This window comes from Agromyces neolithicus (genome assembly GCF_039529735.1).
Taxonomy (GTDB): domain Bacteria; phylum Actinomycetota; class Actinomycetes; order Actinomycetales; family Microbacteriaceae; genus Agromyces; species Agromyces neolithicus.
In genome coordinates this window covers 235,941-252,540 of record NZ_BAAANJ010000002.1, presented here as the reverse complement: position 1 = coordinate 252,540, position 16,600 = coordinate 235,941, and the positions used below count along the sequence as shown (strand labels likewise).

At 69.3% G+C, this 16,600-nt stretch carries 11 protein-coding genes; 5 read left to right on the top strand and 6 right to left on the bottom strand.

Annotated elements, in window-relative coordinates; genetic code table 11:
- Positions 1 to 136: 136 nt before the first annotated feature.
- From ABD164_RS04415 to ABD164_RS04405, 3 genes are all read right to left on the bottom strand, one after another.
- Positions 137 to 952, bottom strand: a complete 816-nt coding sequence (locus tag ABD164_RS04415; RefSeq protein WP_344293843.1) for a M57 family metalloprotease — start codon at positions 950 to 952, stop codon at positions 137 to 139.
- A gap of 166 nt (positions 953 to 1,118) precedes the next feature.
- Complete coding sequence (locus ABD164_RS04410; protein ID WP_344293841.1) at positions 1,119 to 1,745, bottom strand: DNA-3-methyladenine glycosylase I; 627 nt, start codon at positions 1,743 to 1,745, stop codon at positions 1,119 to 1,121.
- Positions 1,742 to 2,233, bottom strand: coding sequence for a methylated-DNA--[protein]-cysteine S-methyltransferase (locus ABD164_RS04405; RefSeq protein WP_344293839.1), 492 nt, complete (start codon positions 2,231 to 2,233; stop codon positions 1,742 to 1,744). The genes ABD164_RS04410 and ABD164_RS04405 overlap by 4 nt, the downstream gene beginning before the upstream one ends.
- Positions 2,234 to 2,457: 224 nt before the next feature.
- Between ABD164_RS04405 and ABD164_RS04400 the strand changes: the two genes are divergently transcribed.
- Positions 2,458 to 3,642: a DUF4192 family protein gene (locus ABD164_RS04400; protein ID WP_344293837.1), complete on the top strand. Its 1,185-nt coding sequence runs from the start codon at positions 2,458 to 2,460 to the stop codon at positions 3,640 to 3,642.
- Here the strand turns inward: ABD164_RS04400 and ABD164_RS04395 are convergent.
- From ABD164_RS04395 to ABD164_RS04385, 3 genes are read right to left on the bottom strand one after another with little or no spacing between them, the layout of a single operon-like run.
- Positions 3,639 to 5,036 (bottom strand): NAD(P)/FAD-dependent oxidoreductase, encoded by a 1,398-nt coding sequence (locus ABD164_RS04395; RefSeq protein ID WP_344293835.1) that lies wholly within the window; start codon positions 5,034 to 5,036, stop codon positions 3,639 to 3,641. The two genes, ABD164_RS04400 and ABD164_RS04395, sit on opposite strands and share 4 nt — an antisense overlap.
- 53 nt (positions 5,037 to 5,089) lie before the next feature.
- Positions 5,090 to 6,505 (bottom strand): aspartate aminotransferase family protein, encoded by a 1,416-nt coding sequence (locus tag ABD164_RS04390; protein WP_344293833.1) that lies wholly within the window; start codon positions 6,503 to 6,505, stop codon positions 5,090 to 5,092.
- Between the two features lie 27 nt (positions 6,506 to 6,532).
- Positions 6,533 to 7,015, bottom strand: coding sequence for an Lrp/AsnC family transcriptional regulator (locus ABD164_RS04385; protein ID WP_344293831.1), 483 nt, complete (start codon positions 7,013 to 7,015; stop codon positions 6,533 to 6,535).
- Between the two features lie 140 nt (positions 7,016 to 7,155).
- On the opposite strand from ABD164_RS04385, the gene ABD164_RS04380 reads away from it, so the two are divergent.
- From ABD164_RS04380 to ABD164_RS04365, 4 genes are all read left to right on the top strand, one after another.
- Positions 7,156 to 8,346, top strand: a complete 1,191-nt coding sequence (locus ABD164_RS04380) for an FHA domain-containing protein (protein ID WP_344293829.1) — start codon at positions 7,156 to 7,158, stop codon at positions 8,344 to 8,346.
- Complete coding sequence (locus ABD164_RS04375; RefSeq protein ID WP_344293827.1) at positions 8,343 to 9,170, top strand: PP2C family protein-serine/threonine phosphatase; 828 nt, start codon at positions 8,343 to 8,345, stop codon at positions 9,168 to 9,170. Before ABD164_RS04380 ends, ABD164_RS04375 begins: the two co-directional genes overlap by 4 nt.
- A 136-nt stretch (positions 9,171 to 9,306) precedes the next feature.
- Complete coding sequence (locus ABD164_RS04370) at positions 9,307 to 10,710, top strand: serine/threonine-protein kinase (RefSeq protein WP_344293825.1); 1,404 nt, start codon at positions 9,307 to 9,309, stop codon at positions 10,708 to 10,710.
- Positions 10,710 to 16,595 (top strand): Ig-like domain-containing protein, encoded by a 5,886-nt coding sequence (locus tag ABD164_RS04365; RefSeq protein WP_344293823.1) that lies wholly within the window; start codon positions 10,710 to 10,712, stop codon positions 16,593 to 16,595. Before ABD164_RS04370 ends, ABD164_RS04365 begins: the two co-directional genes overlap by 1 nt.
- Positions 16,596 to 16,600: the final 5 nt, after the last annotated feature.

The following is a 16,600-nucleotide window of genomic DNA, read 5'->3' as shown; positions in this document are numbered from 1 at the left end:
TTCGACGGCTGCGCTGCCGCCCCGCTCGATTGCTTGCCCTCGCCCTCGGACTCGCGACTTCATGATGGCCGCTGGGCCCGGTCGAACACGACCGGACCCAGCGGGCTCTGACCGAGGGCTCGGACGAGAGCGTGTCTCAGCTGCCGTAGAGTGCGACGGCGCCCGCGCGGTCGGAGTTCGTCATCGACAGGTCGTCGGACGAGCCGTTGCACTGCGGGTAGTGCATGATCGACGCTGAATCGTACGGCGTCAGCGGACGCCAGTTGTTGTCTTCGAAGCAGGTGCCCGATTCGGGGCGCGTGTGCTCGTGCCGGAAACCGAGGGTGTGCCCGAGCTCATGGCCGAGGATGTTGGCCGGCGTCCAGGAGCCCGAGCTCCAGATCGAGTCGTCGATGAGCACGTTCTGCTGACGGTTCGGCGAGCTCGGGAAGAACGCGCGGGCGATGTACTGCGAGGTCTGCACCGGCTCGACCGAGAACACGACCGACTTGTTGCGCGTCGTGCACTGGCCGTCGGCGCTGCTCACGTGCACGAAGTCGATCTTCGACGATGCGGATTCCCAGAGGGCTGCGCCGCTCGCCATCGCGCTGACGACGTCGGCGTGACGTGTGCCGAACTTCGTGCTGACGCAGTACGTGAGGCTGCCCACCTGTGCGGCCGACCACTTGTCGTCTGCACCGTTGACCGTGTTGACGATGAGACCGTCGGTCGGCGTCTCGGGCCCGACGAGCTGTTCGTAGAACGACCGCAGGTCGCTCTGGCCCGAGATCACCTCGTCACCGTTGACGAGGTAGCTGCCGTCGATGTCTCGGTAGGTCGATGCCGCGAACTCCTGGTAGGAGGGAACGCCGGAGTCATCGGGCGGGGTTGCGCCGGCGGCCGGGATTGCCGTGCCGACAGCGAGCGCGGCTGCCGCGGTGGCGGCAAGCGCGAGTGTTCTCGTGATGTGCATGCAGTGCTCCTTCTGAGCTGAGCGATCTCCGTTCGCCTGGTCGGCGAGCGGCTTCGGATGCGTGGGCCGGCGTCGTTGCCTGCCCCCCGAAGTGGGCTCAACGTAGCCTGCGCGATTCGAAGGTGTCAAGGATCTCAGGGGCGTGCCGCGCCGGGCGCGGCGGACATCAGACGGCCGACGCAACCGACGGCGCAGCATGCTGCGTGGCCGGAGCCGCGCGGAAGCACCCCGCCAGGTGGTCGTCGACCATTCCCGCAGCCTGCATGAGCGCGTACATCGTCGTGGGGCCGACGAAGCGGAAACCCCGGCGACGCAGCTCTTTGCTCATCGCGGCCGATTCGGACGTCGTGGCAGGCACCTCGGCGAACGACGCCGGAGCCGCGGCGCGCGGCGGCGGTGCGAAACCCCAGAGAAGCTGCTCGATGGGCACGTCGAGCGCCAGGGTGGCGCGGGCGTTCTGGATGGTCGCCTCGATCTTGCCGCGATGCCGGATGATGCGTTCATCGCCGAGCAGGCGTTCGACGTCGCTTTCGGTCATCGCCGCCACCCGAGGGGGATCGAAGCCGTGGAACACCTCGCGGAACGCGGGTCGCCGGCGAAGGATGGTGATCCACGACAACCCGGCTTGGAAGCCCTCGAGGCAGACCTTCTCGAAGAGCCGCACCGGGTCGTGCTGCGGAGTACCCCACTCATCGTCGTGGTAGCGGCGGTACTCGTCGCTGGCGGAACCCCAGCCGCACCGGGCGAGACTGTCGTCGCCGACGATGATCTCGGGCCGAGGGATGACGCTCATGCAGCGAATCCGATGCGTTCGTGGCCGAGCAACCAGAGCTTGGTGGGGATGCCCTCGCCGGCGGAGTACCCGGTGATGCGACCATCGGAGGCGAGCACGCGGTGGCAGCCGACGATGATGGGCACCGGGTTGGCGCCGACCGCACGGCCGATGGCGCGGGCGGAGCCCGGTTTGCCGACGGCGGCCGCGAGGGTGCCGTAAGAGGTGGCGTCGCCCCACCCCAAGCGCCGGAGTTCACTCCAGACGGCCTCTTGGAAGGGCGTGCCGTGCAGCCGCACTGGCAGGTCGAACTCGGTGCGGGAGCCGCTGAAGTACTCGGTGAGCTCGGTTCGCGCCCGGTCGAGCACGGCGTTGGCGCGTTCGGGCTCGCCGTCGTGGGGGAGCACGCCGTCTTGCTCGATGGAGAGCGACGTGACGGCGTCGTCGTCGGCGACGACCTCGATGCGCCCGATGGGGCTGTCGAGTCGGATCAGAAACACGTTGGTCATGCTCCGAGAGTACCCGGGGCATCCGACACGCACTCGCGGGAATCGGACACTGCAGGGAGTTCGACCGCCGGATCGGCTGTGGAGGACGACTTCGTGCTCGGACTGCCGGCCGGGCCCTCATCCTGCGGCGCACTCGTCCTCCCCAGCGCCCCGCCCTCGACTGGGTTTCCTCGCATCGAGGCGGGCCCGGCACGCCGCGACCATCTGCGCCAGCATCACTCGGCATGACGACCATCATCCGCGCCGCATCGGCGCACGACTTCCTCGCCCTCGTTCCGTCGCTCGCCGGGTTCCAGCCACGGCGATCGCTCGTGTGCGTCGCCTTCGACGGCAACCGCACCGTGGGCGTCCTGCGGCACGACCTGCCCGTGCGGGCGCGCGACAACGCGGCGCTCGTCTCGGTCGCGGTCGGCACCCTCTGCCGTATGCCCGGTGTCGACGCCGTCGTGCCGGTGCTGTACACCGATCGCTCGTTCGGGTCCGCACGCGGGATCCCCGAGCGACGGCTGGCCGAGCAGTTCATCCGGCGAGCCGAGCAGGCCGGCTTCGTCGTGCGCGATGCGCTCTGTCGGGCGGCGGATGCCTGGGGCTCCTATCTCGACCGCGCGACGCCGGCGTCGGGACATCCGCTCGCAATGATCGATGAGAACCCCGTGACCGATCACGCACCTGACGCAGCCGAGGTGCTCGACGGCCCCGACTCGGTCGCCGCGCTTCCCGCACCCGACGGGCGAGCTGCGGTGCGCATCGCCGAAGCGCTCGGTCGCTTCGCAGATGCCGAGCCCGGCGACGCGGTATTCGAGCGGCTCGGCGACGACATCGATCCGGTGGAGCTCGTCGAATCGCTGATGTCGGGCGAGCCCGCGTCGCAGCCGGTGGTGCGACTTGCGTGGTTCCTACACCTCGCCGCACGGCCGGCGTTCCGTGACGGCATGATGCTGCAGTTCGCGTTCGGGCCGGTCGTCGGTGCTGCGGCACACGACGACGCGATCGCGAGCGCCGAGCGGGCCGAGGCGTCGGGTGAGTCGATCGACGAGCTCGTGCGACGCGAGGTCGCCGACGGCGAGCACGACGAGGTCACCGACCTGCTCTCGCGCCTGATGCTCGGCCAGTCGACCCTGCGACCCGAGCGCACTCGGGTCGAGCGCGCGCTCGCGTTGCTGCGCCCCCTGATCGCCAACGCGCCCGTGGCCGCGCGGGTCGGCCCACTCTGCATCGCCGCGTGGCTCGCGTGGTCGCTCGGGCGCGGTTCCGCCGCCGGCGCCTTCATCGACCGTGCGATCGAGCTCGACCCCGCGCACCCGATGGCCGGGCTCCTCGCGACGTTCATCGGCAGCGGCGCGCTGCCCGAGTGGGCGTTCGTGCGGCCGGCGTCGGATGCTGCGAGCGTCGGTGCCGGTCGGGCCTAGTGGCCGGTCAGCCGCGCGGTGGCACGGGCGATGAGCGATGGCCGGCCTGTGAGGCGTTCCTCGGCGTCGGCGACCGTCATGCCGAGGATGCCGAGGTTCGCCCCGACGTATCGCAGCGGTTCGGGCTCCCAGAGCGGCGACCGGTGGTTCGCCCACGGCAATCGGGTCAGCTCGCTGTCGACGCCGAGCACGAGATCGGTCATCGTGCGGCCTGCGAGGTTGGTCGTCGACAGTCCGTCGCCGACGTAGCCCCCGGCGAAGCCCACCCCCGTCTTCGGGTTGTAGCTCGCCGTCGCGCACCAATCGCGCGCGACGCCGAGCGGTCCGCCCCACCGGTGCGTCACCCTGGCCTCACCCACGGCCGGAAACAGGTCGCGAAGCGCGGTGTGCAGGTGCTCGAACACCTGGTCGACGCGCTCGAACGCCGGATCGACGGCGCTGCCCCAGTGGTAGTTCGCCCCACGGCCGCCGAACGCGAAGCGGTTGTCGGCGGTGCGCTGACCGTAGATGAGCAGGTGCCGGTAGTCGCTGAACGTCTGTCCGTGCGCGATGCCGATCTCGTCCCAGACCGAATCGGGCAGCGGCTCGGTCGCGATCATGAGCGAGTAGAGCGGCAGGATTCGCCGGCGCACTCGCGGCAGCCGGGGACCGTACCCCTCGGTCGCGACGATGACGTGCCGCGCGACGATCGTGCCGTCGGCATCGTTGCCGTCGACCGTGCGGAAGCGCACCCGGCCCGCAGACCAGTCGAGCACCTCGGTGCGCTCGAAGATGCTGACGCCCCGGGCTTCGACGACCCGCGCGAGCCCGCGCACGAGTTTCGCCGGATGCACCCGCGCGCACGCGGGGTCGAAGACCGCCGCCGGCGGGCCGCCGTCGAGTGCCGTCGCACCCGACGTCGCGCCCACGGCGCGCTCATCGCGGTACTCGAGCCGGTCGACGCCGAAGCGCGCCGCCTCGGCGACATCGGCCCTGGCCGAACCACGCTGCACCTCGTCGCGCGCGAACACGAGCGTGCCACCGCGTTCGAAGTCGCAGTCGATGCCCTCGCGCGCCGTCACCCGGCCGACTTCGTCGACCGTGTCGACCATGGCGCGTCGCATCGCGACGGCTGCGTCGAAGCCGTGCCCGCGCTCGAGTGCGCCCGCCGACTTGGGGAACAGCGCCGAGCACCACCCGCCGTTGCGGCCTGAGGCGCCGAACCCGGCGATATCGCGTTCGAGCACCGCGATCGAGAGCGACGGGTCGGCCCGAGAGAGCTCGTAGGCGGTCCACAGGGCGGTGAGGCCGCCGCCGACGAGAGCGACGTCGAACCGTGCGTTCGCCGACAGAGCCTCGCGCGGCCGCAGCTCGTCGATGCCACGCTCGACGAGGTCATCGAGCCAGAAGCTCACCCGACGGTATGCATCGGGTGAGGCATCGGTAACTCGCGGGAGAGCCTTCGCGGTCACAGCCGGTTCGAGGCTTCGGTCAGCACACCGCGCAGGATCTGCTCGATCTCCTGGAACTCGGGCACGCCGATCGTGAGCGGCGGTGCGAGCTGGATGACGGGGTCGCCGCGGTCGTCGGCCCGGCAGTAGAGGCCGGCGTCGTAGAGCGCCTTCGAGAGGAAGCCGCGCAGCAGCCGCTCGGACTCGTCGTCGTCGAACGTCTCGCGGGTGGCCCTGTCTTTCACGAGTTCGATGCCGAAGAAGTATCCGTCGCCGCGAACATCGCCGACGATCGGCAGGTCGAGCAGCTTCTCGAGCTCGGCGCGGAAGAGCGGAGAGTTCTCGCGCACCCGTTCGTTGAGCCCCTCTTCTTCGAAGATGTCGAGGTTCTCGAGCGCGACTGCCGCCGAGACGGGATGCCCACCGAAGGTATAGCCGTGGTAGAACGACGTCGTGCCCGTCGAGAACGGCTCGTACAGCTTCTCGGAGACGATGGTGGCGCCGATGGGGGAGTAGCCCGAGGTCATCGCCTTCGCGCACGTGATCATGTCGGGCACGTAGCCGTATGCATCGCAGGCGAACATGTGGCCGATGCGCCCGAACGCGCAGATGACCTCGTCGGAGACGAGCAGCACATCGTACTGGTCGCAGATCTCGCGAACGCGCTGGAAGTACCCGGGGGGCGGCGGGAAGCAGCCGCCCGAGTTCTGCACCGGCTCGAGGAACACGGCCGCAACGGTCTCGGGGCCCTCGAAGAGGATCATCTCCTCAATGCGGTTCGCGGCCCAGATGCCGAAGGCCTCGAGGTCGTCCGCCGGCGCGCCGACCTCGGCCGCGCGATAGAAGTTCGTGTTCGGCACGCGGAAACCGCCCGGCGTGAGGGGCTCGAACATCTCTTTCATGGCCGGGATGCCGGTGATCGCGAGCGCGCCCTGCGGGGTGCCGTGGTAGGCGACCGACCGCGAGATCACCTTGTGCTTGGTGGGGCGGCCCTTGAGCTTCCAGTAGTATTTCGCCAGCTTGAACGCCGTCTCGACGGCTTCGCCGCCGCCCGTCGAGAAGAACACGCGATTGAGGTCGCCGGGTGCGTAGCCCGCGAGCCGGTCGGCGAGCTCGATCGCCGCGGGATGCGCGTACGACCAGATCGGGAAGAACGCGAGCTGTTCGGCCTGCTTGGCGGCGACCTCGGCGAGCCGCGCCCGGCCGTGGCCGGCGTTCACGACGAAGAGCCCCGAAAGCCCGTCGAAGTACTTGCGGCCTTCGACATCGTAGATGTGGTGGCCCTCGCCGCGGGTGATGATGGGAACGCCCGACGTCTGCATCGTCGACTGCCGGGCGAAGTGCATCCAGAGGTGGTCCTTCGCCTTCTGCTGCAGGTCGGCGTTGTCGTAGCTCGTCGTGCCGAGGCTGGTCGGGGTGTCGAGGGTGGTCATTTCTTCTTCCTCCTTCGGGGCGCCCGCTCAGCGGGTGCCCCAGTTGTAGAACTGCTTCTGGAGCTTGAGGTACACGAACGTCTCGGTCGCGCTGACGCCGTCGAGATTGCGGATCTTGGTGTTGAGCAGCGTGATGAGTTCGTCGTCGTTCTCGCACACCACCTCGGCGAGCAGGTCGAAGCTGCCGGCCGTGAGTACGACGTAGTCGATGTCGGGGATCTCGGCGAGCTGCTCGGCGAGCACCCGGGTGTCACCCGCGGCACGGATGCCGATCATCGCCTGGCGTGTGAAACCGAGCTGCATCGGATCGGTCACCGCGACGATCTGCATCACCCCGGAATCGGTCAGCTTCTGCACCCGCTGGCGAACCGCCGCCTCGGAGAGACCGACCGCCTTGCCGATGTCGGCATACGAGCGTCGCCCGTCGGCCTGCAGCTGCTCGATGATCGCCTTCGACACGTCGTCGAGCTGCATGGCGCGATTGCCGTTGGAGCGACCTGCGTTCGTCATTGCTCGATTGTGTCAGTGGCGGATGTCTCAGGCAAGGGATTCCGTCGTATCTACGCGTTCTGACGACTGATTCCATACATTTCGTGCGAAATGACAAGGGTCCGGTCACGGGGCATCCTGCCGGTGCCAGACTGAACGACATGCCCCGAGGTTCCGTCACGAGCACTGCGACGGTGGGTGCGTCGGCGTGGGACGTGATCGTCGGCGACCGGTTCATCGTCGCGCTGGCAGCGCCGGCGCCCGACGCCGTGCTCGCGTCGCTCGCCGACGCCGCGAGTCACGAGAGACCGGTGCTCGAGGAGCTCGTGGGCAGGCTCCCGTTCGGCGACATCGACACCGTCGACTCCTTCGCGCTGGTCTGGTGGCCTGGCGACGAGCTGACCGAGCTGACGGCCGTGGTGCGCGGCGACGCGGTGATCGATCTCGAGTCACCCGGTGGCAGTAGGAGGTTCGACGCACGGGACATCCGCCCATGGCTGCTCGCGGAGTTCCACGATGTCACGGGGCTCAGGCTCACGGGTGCAGGCACCCCGCTCGAGCCGCTTCGCGGCGGTGAGGCCGTACAGCACGCGCGGGCGAGCCTGCGTGCGTCGTCGGTGGAGTGGACGGCGGCGACGACACCCGAGCCGACCACGCCCGTGACGGTGGTCGCACCGCCCGCGAATCCCGATGCGGTCTTCGCGCCGGCAGACGAGCGCGCGAAACGCGACGCGGCGCCGACAGCCGAGTCGTCACCGTCGGTGGACGCCGAGACGGTGCTGCTCGGGCGCTCCCGTATCGACGCCGACACGATCCTCGTGCCGCGCCGTCGCCCCGGGTCGATCGACGGCGGTTCCGAGCCGGCCGCCGATACAGCGGGCGCCGGCAGGGCGAACGATCCCGACGCGAGTCCGGGCGCATCCGACTCCGCCGACGTCGCCGATGTCTCGGCCGACGTCGCCGGTGTGCCGCGGGTGCGCATCGCCGGCGGATCGGTGCGCGCGGTCACGGTGCCGCTGCTGGTCGGTCGCCGGCCGAGCCCGCAACGCCTCGCCCACGTCGGCGGCGTCGCGCCCGAGCTCGTCACCGTCGAGTCGCACGGCGGCTTCATCTCGGCGACGCACCTCGAGTTGCGGGTCGAGGCTACCCGCCTCGTCGCGACCGACCTGCGATCGACCAACGGCACGACGCTCCGATCGGCGGGCGGCGGGCGGCGGCGATTGAGATCCGGCGAATCGATCGTCGTCATCCCGGGCGTCGCCCTCGACCTCGGTGACGATACGATCATCGAGATCCTCCCTCCTCGAGACGACGATCGATCGACCCGACCAGACAGCAGGCTTCACAGGTGACGCAGATAGGCAACGGCAACGCCCGACATCGCGTCTCGCTGCCCGACGGCACCGAGATCACCCTCGCGTGGGCGGCGAAGACCGACACGGGCCTGCGGCGCGAGGTCAACGAAGACAGCTTCATCGCACAGGCGCCCATCTTCGCCGTCGCCGACGGCATGGGCGGGCACGCAGCGGGCGACTTCGCGAGCGCGGCGGTCGTGACGCGCCTCGCCGAGCACGGCGGAAAGCCGGTCGTCGCAACCGCCGACATCGATGCGTCGCTGCACCGGGCCGTACAGGACATGAGCCGAGGCGCAGGCGTGACCGACGAGGGAAGCGGCACGACGGTGACCGGAGTCGCGCTGGGCATGATCTCTGACGAGCCGACCTGGATCGTCTACAACATCGGCGACTCCCGCGTCTACCGGCTGCTCGGCGGCGTACTCGAGCAGCTCACCACAGATCACTCCATCGTGCAGGAGCTCGTCGATGCAGGGCAGATCACACGGGAGGAGGCCGACACGCATCCGCACTCCAACGTCATCACCCGTGCCGTCGGCTTCCATGAGGCGCCGATTCCCGACTACCGTGCCATCGCCGTCGAGCCGGGCATGCGGCTGCTCGTCTGTTCCGACGGGCTCACGAAAGAGCTGACCTCGTACGGCATCCGGCACTTCCTGGTGGCCAACGACCGGGCTGAGAAGGCCGCTGCCCAGCTCGTCGATGCCGCGCTCGGCAACGGCGGACGCGACAACATCACCGTCGTCGTGATCGACGTGCTCGCGGTGGCGCGCCCGGCGGCGAGCGAGCAATCAGACGGCGGCGAGACCGCACGCGCCTGAGCGATGCCCCCGCCCGTCCAGTGCGGTGTGCACAGGGAGATTCACCGATGACGGCCCCGACCTACAATGGGGAGGAATCCGGGCCCGCCGGCGCCGGCGGGACGCTCCCGGTCACGTGACGAATGCGGGGAGGATCGTGCCGCGCCGCCTGCCATCAACGCCGCCGAACCTGCCCGGGTTCGAGTTCGTGCGCGTCCTCGGCTCCGGTGGATTCGCCGACGTCTTCCTGTACGAGCAGAACATGCCGCGCAGGCTGGTCGCGGTCAAGGTGCTCCTCGCCGGTCTCGTCAACGACGACATGCGCCAGATGTTCCAGGCCGAGGCCAACCTCATGGCCCAGCTGAGCTCGCACCCCTCGATCCTCACGGTCTACCAGGCGAGTGTCGCCGCAGACGGCCGGCCCTACCTCGTCATGGAGTACTGCTCGGCATCGATCGGCCAACGCTACCGCGCCACCCAGCTGCCGCTCGGCGAGGTGCTCTCGATCGGCGTTCGCATCGCGAGCGCGGTCGAGACGGCGCATCAGCAGGGCGTGCTGCACCGCGACATCAAGCCGTCGAACATCTTGACGACGGCGTTCGGCCATCCCGTGCTGTCCGACTTCGGCATCGCCGCGACGCTCGGACAGGTCGAATCGAGCGACACCGTGGGGCTCTCGATTCCGTGGTCGGCGCCCGAGGTATTGCACGACGAGGTCTCCGGAACGGTCGCCAGCGAAGTCTGGTCGCTCGGGGCGACGGTGTACTCGCTGCTCGCCGGCCGAAGCCCGTTCGAGGTCACCGGCGGCGACAACGGCACTTCGGCGGTCATGGCGCGGATCGCGAAGGCGAAGGTCACGCCGACCGGTCGCGACGACGTTCCACCGAGCCTCGAGGCGGTGCTGGCCAGGGCGATGTCGCGAAGCCCCGCAGCCCGTCAGGCGAATGCGCTCGAGTTCATCCGCGACCTGCAGTCGGTCGAAGAGGAGCTCGGGCTTGCGCAGACGCCCCTCGAGGTCGTCATCGACGACTGGGCGGTGGTGACGACGATCGACGGCGACGAGCGCACACGCGTGAGCGCGGTGTCGTCGCCCGCGCTCAGAGGCAAGGCACGCCGGCGCCGCGGCACGCCGGCCGCCAGCACGGGCGCGGTCGCCACCCAGTCTCGTGAAGCGAGCTCGTCGACCGCCGCTGGAGCCGGGCGCCGCGCCCCTCGACTCGTCTGGGGTGTGTCGATCGTCGCCGTGCTGCTGCTCGCGATCTCGGGTGCGGGTGTGTGGGCAGTGGTGCAGGGCACCCGATCGATACCGGTCGTGGGTGACGTCGAGGGAACGGCCGACGGCGCGACCGTCACGTTCACCTGGAGCGATCCCGGCCTGCAGTCCGACGACGTGTACATCGTCTCGGTCGACGGCACCCGGTCACCGGCGCAACGCGAGCCCCGCATGTCACTCGACGCGCGGGATCGCGACCGGGTCTGTGCGACCGTCGTCGTGAGCCGCGACGGCAAATCGGGTCAGCCGAGTGTCGAGCGCTGCGTCGACATCGAAGGAACGGGCTGATGGTTCCGCTTCGTCGGCTGAACCGCCATCGTTCCGCGATCGCCACAACCGTGGCGGTCGCCGCTGTCGTCGCCGTCGTCGGCGGCATCGCGGTCACCTCCGGCGGGTACACGGCGCAGCGCATCGATCTCGGAGACGCCGCGGTCTGGGTCGCGAACGATCACATGCAGTCGATCGGGCGCGCGAGCACGGCCGCGCTCGAGTTGAACTCCCTCGTCGAGACCGGCGGTGGGCGGGTCGAAGTAGCCCAGTCCGGACCGACGGTGCTCCTGCTCGATCCCGATCGGGCGAGCGTCGACATCGTCGACGTGGCGACCTCTTCGGTGGTCGACCACCCGGTTGCGGTTCCGCCCGATCAGCCGACGGTGCGTATCGCCGGGTCGAAGGTCGTGGTCGTCGCCCAGGGCGATGTGTGGACGTCACCGATCGACGAGTTCGCCGACTTCGACGCCGACGCCGAACCCGAGCTCTCGTTCGGAGCCGAAACCCTGATCTCGGTCGATCCCGCAGGGAGGCTCTTCGCGTTCACACCCGGCACAGGCGTGATGCGGGCGGTCGACACCGCCGACGCCAAGACGATCGACCGTAGCTGGGAGATCGATCCGATCACCGACAGCCGCCAGCTGCAGCTCAGCTCGGCCGGAGGCACGTGGGCGGTACTCGATCCGCAGGCGCGTACGCTGACCTTGCCCTCCGGCGCGGTCGACCTCACCGGCATCATCGCCGAAGACGGCCGCCCGGTGCTCCAGGTGCCGTCGGCGACCGCCGACGAGATCGTGGTCGCGCATAGACAGGGGCTCGTCTCGGTGGGCACCGACGACGGTGTGACGCGCACACTCGTCGAGGGCCGATCGGGCGCAGCAGTGGCACCGATCGTGCATGAGAGTTGCATCCACGCGGTCTGGGGCCGCGACACGGTGTGGCGCTCCTGCGCACCCGGCGACGGTCTGAGCACGCTCGACGGGGCCACCGGCGGTGCGGACTTCGCGTTCATGCAGAACGGCGATGCGCTCGCGCTCAACGACCGTCGCAGCGGACGAACGTGGGCGGCGAGTGCCGATTACCAGCTCATCGACAACTGGCAGAAACTGGTCGACACACGCGACGACGATGTGCAGGTCGAGCAGAACGATCCGAATACGACGCCCACCGTCGAGAAGAGCCAAGTCCCTCCGGTCGCGGTCGACGATGTCGAGTTCGGCGCGCGCCCCGAGCGATCGACTCTGCTCCCCGTCATCCTCAACGACTACGACGCGAATGGAGACGTGCTCGTCATCGACTCGATCGTGGGCGATCTGCCTCCGTGGGCGACGGTCGACCTCGTCTCCGACAATCAACAGCTGCAGTTGACACTCGGGCGCGAGGCATCCGGATCGATGGCATTCGACTACGTGCTCGACGATGGACGCGGCGGTACCGCGCAGGCGCACGTCGTGGTCACGGTCCGCGCACCAGGCGAGAACTCGCCCCCCGAGCAGAAACGGAACACGGCGACGGTGGTCGCCACCGGCGGGCGTGTGACCACGGCGGTGCTCGGCGATTGGGTCGATCCCGACGGCGACCCGTTCTTTCTGCAACAGGCGACGATCGACGCACCCGATTCGGTCTCGTCGACACCCGAGGGCACCGTTGTGGTCGATGAGCGCGGTGGGCGGGGCGCAAGCCGTATGGTGTCGCTGCTCGCCTCCGACGGGCGCGATCAGGCGTCGGGTGCGCTCGAGGTGACGGTGCGCGAGCCGGGCGGTGTTCCGTTGATCGCGGAGCCGTTCGTGGCGCTCGCAACCTCGGGGCAGGAGATCCGCATCGATCCACTGCGCCACGTGCGCGGAGGCACCGGCGCGGTGAAGCTCAGCTCGGTGCCCGCCAAGCCCGAGGTCGAACTCACTCCCGACTACGATCGCGGAACCGTGCGTTTCACGAGCGAGGCCGTGCGAACGCACTACCTCGAGTACACCGTGACCGATGGCGACGAGACGGCGACCGGCGTGGTTCGCGTCGACGTCTCGGCACCGCCCGACCGCGACACGAAGCCGATCACCGTGCCGCACACGGCGTACCTGCGCGTCGACCAGCCCGTCGACGTCGACGTGCTCGCCACCGATATCGACCCGACAGGTGGCGTGCTCGTGGTCACCGCTGCTGACGCCGAACTCGAGGGTGTCAGGGTCGAGATCGTCGAGCACCGGTTCCTGCGCGTCACGCTCACGAGCCCGATCGCGTCGGGGTCGACGACGTTCGGCTACCACGTCAGCAACGGCCTCGCCGAGGCCGAGGGCGAGGTGACGCTCGTCGAAGTGCCGATTCCCGCGGTCGCCCAGCCGCCCGTCGCCGTCCCCGATGTGGTCTCGGCGCGCGTCGGCGACGTCGTCGACATCCCCGTGCTCGCCAACGACGAACACCCCGATGCGCTGCCGATCACGCTCGCGCCCGACCTGGTCGAGCTACCCGACGACGGCCTGCTGTTCGTATCCGAGGATCGGCTGAGGTACTACGCACCGCAGCGCGCCGGCGAGTACGAGGCGACCTACCGCATCGAGACCGACGGACAGTCCGCTACGGCGAAGGTCGCGATCTCGGTGAGCGAACCCGACGCCGAGACGAATGCGGAGCCGGTACCGGCGACAGTGACGGCCCGGGTCATCGCCGGAGCGACGGTGCGCATCCCGATACCGCTCGGTGGTGTCGACCCCGACGGTGACTCGGTGCAGCTTCTCGGTCAGTATTCGAATCCGACGCGCGGTGCCGTCATCGAGACCGGTCCCGACTGGTTCGAGTACGAAGCCGGCGAGTACTCGGCCGGCGCCGACCAGTTCCAGTACTCGGTGGTCGATGCGATGGGCGCGCGCGCGAACGGCACCGTTCGCCTCGGGATCGCTCCGCCCACGACCGGCTCGCAGAAGCCGCTCGCCGTCGAAGACGAGATCATGGTGAGGCCCGGCCGCACGATCTCGGTGCGCGTGCTCGAGAACGACTCCGACCCGGCGGGAGGAGTACTCCGGCTCACCGATGTCGAGCCGGTCACGGGCGGAGCGTCGGCACAGGTGGTCGAGGACTGGATCGAGGTGGAGGTTCCCGCCGGCGAGGGCGAATACGGATTCATCTACCACATCCAGAACGGGCAGCTCGGCACGGCCAGCAACTTCCTGAGGATCGAGGCGCGCACCGACGCTCCGCTCGCACGTCCCGAGGCCGCCGACACGGTGCTCGGGCTCAGCGACATTCTCGACACCGATCGCATCGACGTTCCCGTGCTGCGCAACGTCTTCCTCGCCGACGGCGACGCCGATGCGCTGCGGGTGGGACTCGTCTCGGGATATTCGCGCGGCGCAGCCGTGAATCGCGACGGCACGATCCGCGTCGAGGTCGAAGACCGGCGGCGCATCATCCCGTTCACGGTCAGCCACCCCGAAGACCCGACCGTGACCGCGCACGCCTTCATTTTCGTTCCGGGGCGCGACGACGCGCTTCCGCAGTTGCGCAAGGACGCGCCGAGGGCCGAGGTGCGCAGCGGTGAGGAGATCGAGTTCGACCTCGCCGACTACGTGATCGCCGCCTCTGGCCGCCCCGTCACGATCACCGACGACGCGAGCGTGCGTGCCACCCATAGCGACGGCACTTCGCTCGTGGTCGACGACGACACGCTGCGCTTCCGCAGCGAAGATGGCTACTTCGGTCTGGCATCGCTCTCGTTCACCGTCACCGACGGCGAGGGGCCCGACGATCCTGCGGGGCGGACCGGCACCATCGTGATCCCGATCGACGTGCTCTCGATCGAGAACCAGCCCCCATCGTTCATCGGCGGGCTTCTCGAGTTCGAGCCGGGGCAGTCGCGCACGATCGACCTCGTCAAGCTCACCAGGTACCCCTATAGCGACGCGGCCGAAGAGCTCGAGTACCAGGTGCTGCCGCCACCCGTCGACGGATTCGAGGTTTCGGTCGATGGCGACGAGATGACGATCTCCGCGGCAGAGGGAACCCGCACCGGCACACAGGGAGCGGTGACGGTGGCCGTCGCCGACTCGCGCGGCGACGGCGGCAACGGCCGCATCGAGTTGCGGGTCGTTCCGTCGACCAAGCCGATCGCCCGCCCTGCCGCGGATGTCGCCGTCGTGACCCGCGGAACCTCGACCTCGATCGACGTGCTCGCCAACGACGAGGCCACGAATCCCTTCCCTGCGTCTCCGTTGCGCCTCGTCGGCGAGGTGCGGGGCCTCGATGCCGGTGTGCTGCCGCGCGGCGTGACGATCGTTCCCGACGATGCCGGGTCCACCCTGTCGGTGCACGTCGCACCCGACGCGGAGGCCATCAACACGGCGTTGCGATACCAAGTGGCCGATGCGACCGATGACCCGTCACGGTTCGCCTGGGGCACCGTGACGATCTCGGTGCAGGACCGACCCGACCCCGTCACCGGCGCACAGGTCACCGGGTTCGCCGACCGCTCGCTCGATGTCGTGTTCGGCGCCGGGGCATTCAACAACTCGCCGATAACGGCATACGAGATCGCGCTCATCGCGCCAGGGTCGAGCGATGTGCTCGGCACTTCGATGTGCGAGGCGACGACCTGCACCGTGCCGACTCCCGGCAACGGCCAGGCCAACAGCGTGCGCGTCCGCGTGCGCGCACAGAACGGGATCGGGTTCTCCGACCCCGTCGAGATCCCGGGTGCGATCTGGTCCGACGTGATCCCGCCGGCGCCCGCGGGACTGCGCGCACTGCCGCGCGACGGACGACTTCGGGTCGAATGGGCGCCGGTCGCGACCGGATCCGGCAGTGCGGTTCGCTCGTACGTGATCACCGTCGGCGGTGTCTCCAACGAGGTCTCGGCATCCGGCACGTGCACGGCGAGCCTGTGCGGCGTCGAGTCGGGGCCGCTCGAGAACGGCAGCGTCGTTCCAGTGAGCGTGAGCGCGCGCAACGAGGCATACCCGGCGCTCGCCTCGTGGACCGAGGCGGCGACGACCGGCACGCCGTTCGGTGCGCCGATCCCGGGCTCGATCGACGTCATTCCCGATTCGGTCGCCGGTGCCGTCACGGTGAAGTGGTCGCCCTTCGCGGCCAACGGCGACGCCATCGCCGGGTACTATGTGCAGCGCCTTGTCGAGGGTGCGTCGGGTGTGCCGAGCGGACCGCAGGCGTGCACCGTCACGACGCCGGCCCCCGGAACAGTCGTCGCGCCGAGCAGCGGCGGCACCGTCACCGAGACCGTGCCCGTCTCGCCCGACACGACGAGCATCCGCTTCTCGGGGACTTCGTCGGACTCCACGAAGTACTCGTTCATCGTCTGGGGGTACAACCGGGCCGGTTGCGTCCACACCGACGTCGCCTCGAGGATCGTGCGGCCGGGTCCGGGCGCCGTCAACGATGTGCGCAGCAGCATGGCCTACAACGGTCCTGAAACGTGGGACCGCTACATCGACGGCGTCGACGTCGCGGCACCGCGTTTCGAGATCGTCGCCGTCGACGGCAACGGCGCACAGATCGCAGGATCGCGCCGCGAGTTCCGCGGCACAGGCTGGCTGCGCGACCTCTTCAGCAACCCCAGCCGGTTCGACTTCGGCCAGACCGCCCGGTTCCAGGTTCGCGGCTGCACCACGTGGGGCACCTGCGGCCCGTGGTCGCAGGTGCTGCCGAGCGAGGCGACTCCGTCACTCACCTTCGCGCTGCCGAGCCGGGTGTGGAACGCAACCACGAGCACTTGGTCGTGGACGACGCCGCCTGACAACTCCGGGCTGCCCGTCACCTTCAGGTGCGGGGTCGAGGGCGACAGCCGCGTGGCGCAGACCGCGACCAGTTGCCAGATCCCCGGCGCGAAGCGCGGTGACACCGTCTGGTTGGATGTTGAGGTCGCGGGCATCAGCGCCCGTTACACGGCGAAGGGTTAGGAACA

Coding starts and splice junctions, on each gene's coding strand:
- ABD164_RS04415 (WP_344293843.1), bottom strand. CDS start 952: ATGCACATCACGAGAACACTCGCGCTTGCCGCCACCGCGGCAGCCGCG.
- ABD164_RS04410 (WP_344293841.1), bottom strand. CDS start 1,745: ATGAGCGTCATCCCTCGGCCCGAGATCATCGTCGGCGACGACAGTCTC.
- ABD164_RS04405 (WP_344293839.1), bottom strand. CDS start 2,233: ATGACCAACGTGTTTCTGATCCGACTCGACAGCCCCATCGGGCGCATC.
- ABD164_RS04400 (WP_344293837.1), top strand. CDS start 2,458: ATGACGACCATCATCCGCGCCGCATCGGCGCACGACTTCCTCGCCCTC.
- ABD164_RS04390 (WP_344293833.1), bottom strand. CDS start 6,505: ATGACCACCCTCGACACCCCGACCAGCCTCGGCACGACGAGCTACGAC.
- ABD164_RS04385 (WP_344293831.1), bottom strand. CDS start 7,015: ATGACGAACGCAGGTCGCTCCAACGGCAATCGCGCCATGCAGCTCGAC.
- ABD164_RS04380 (WP_344293829.1), top strand. CDS start 7,156: ATGCCCCGAGGTTCCGTCACGAGCACTGCGACGGTGGGTGCGTCGGCG.
- ABD164_RS04365 (WP_344293823.1), top strand. CDS start 10,710: ATGGTTCCGCTTCGTCGGCTGAACCGCCATCGTTCCGCGATCGCCACA.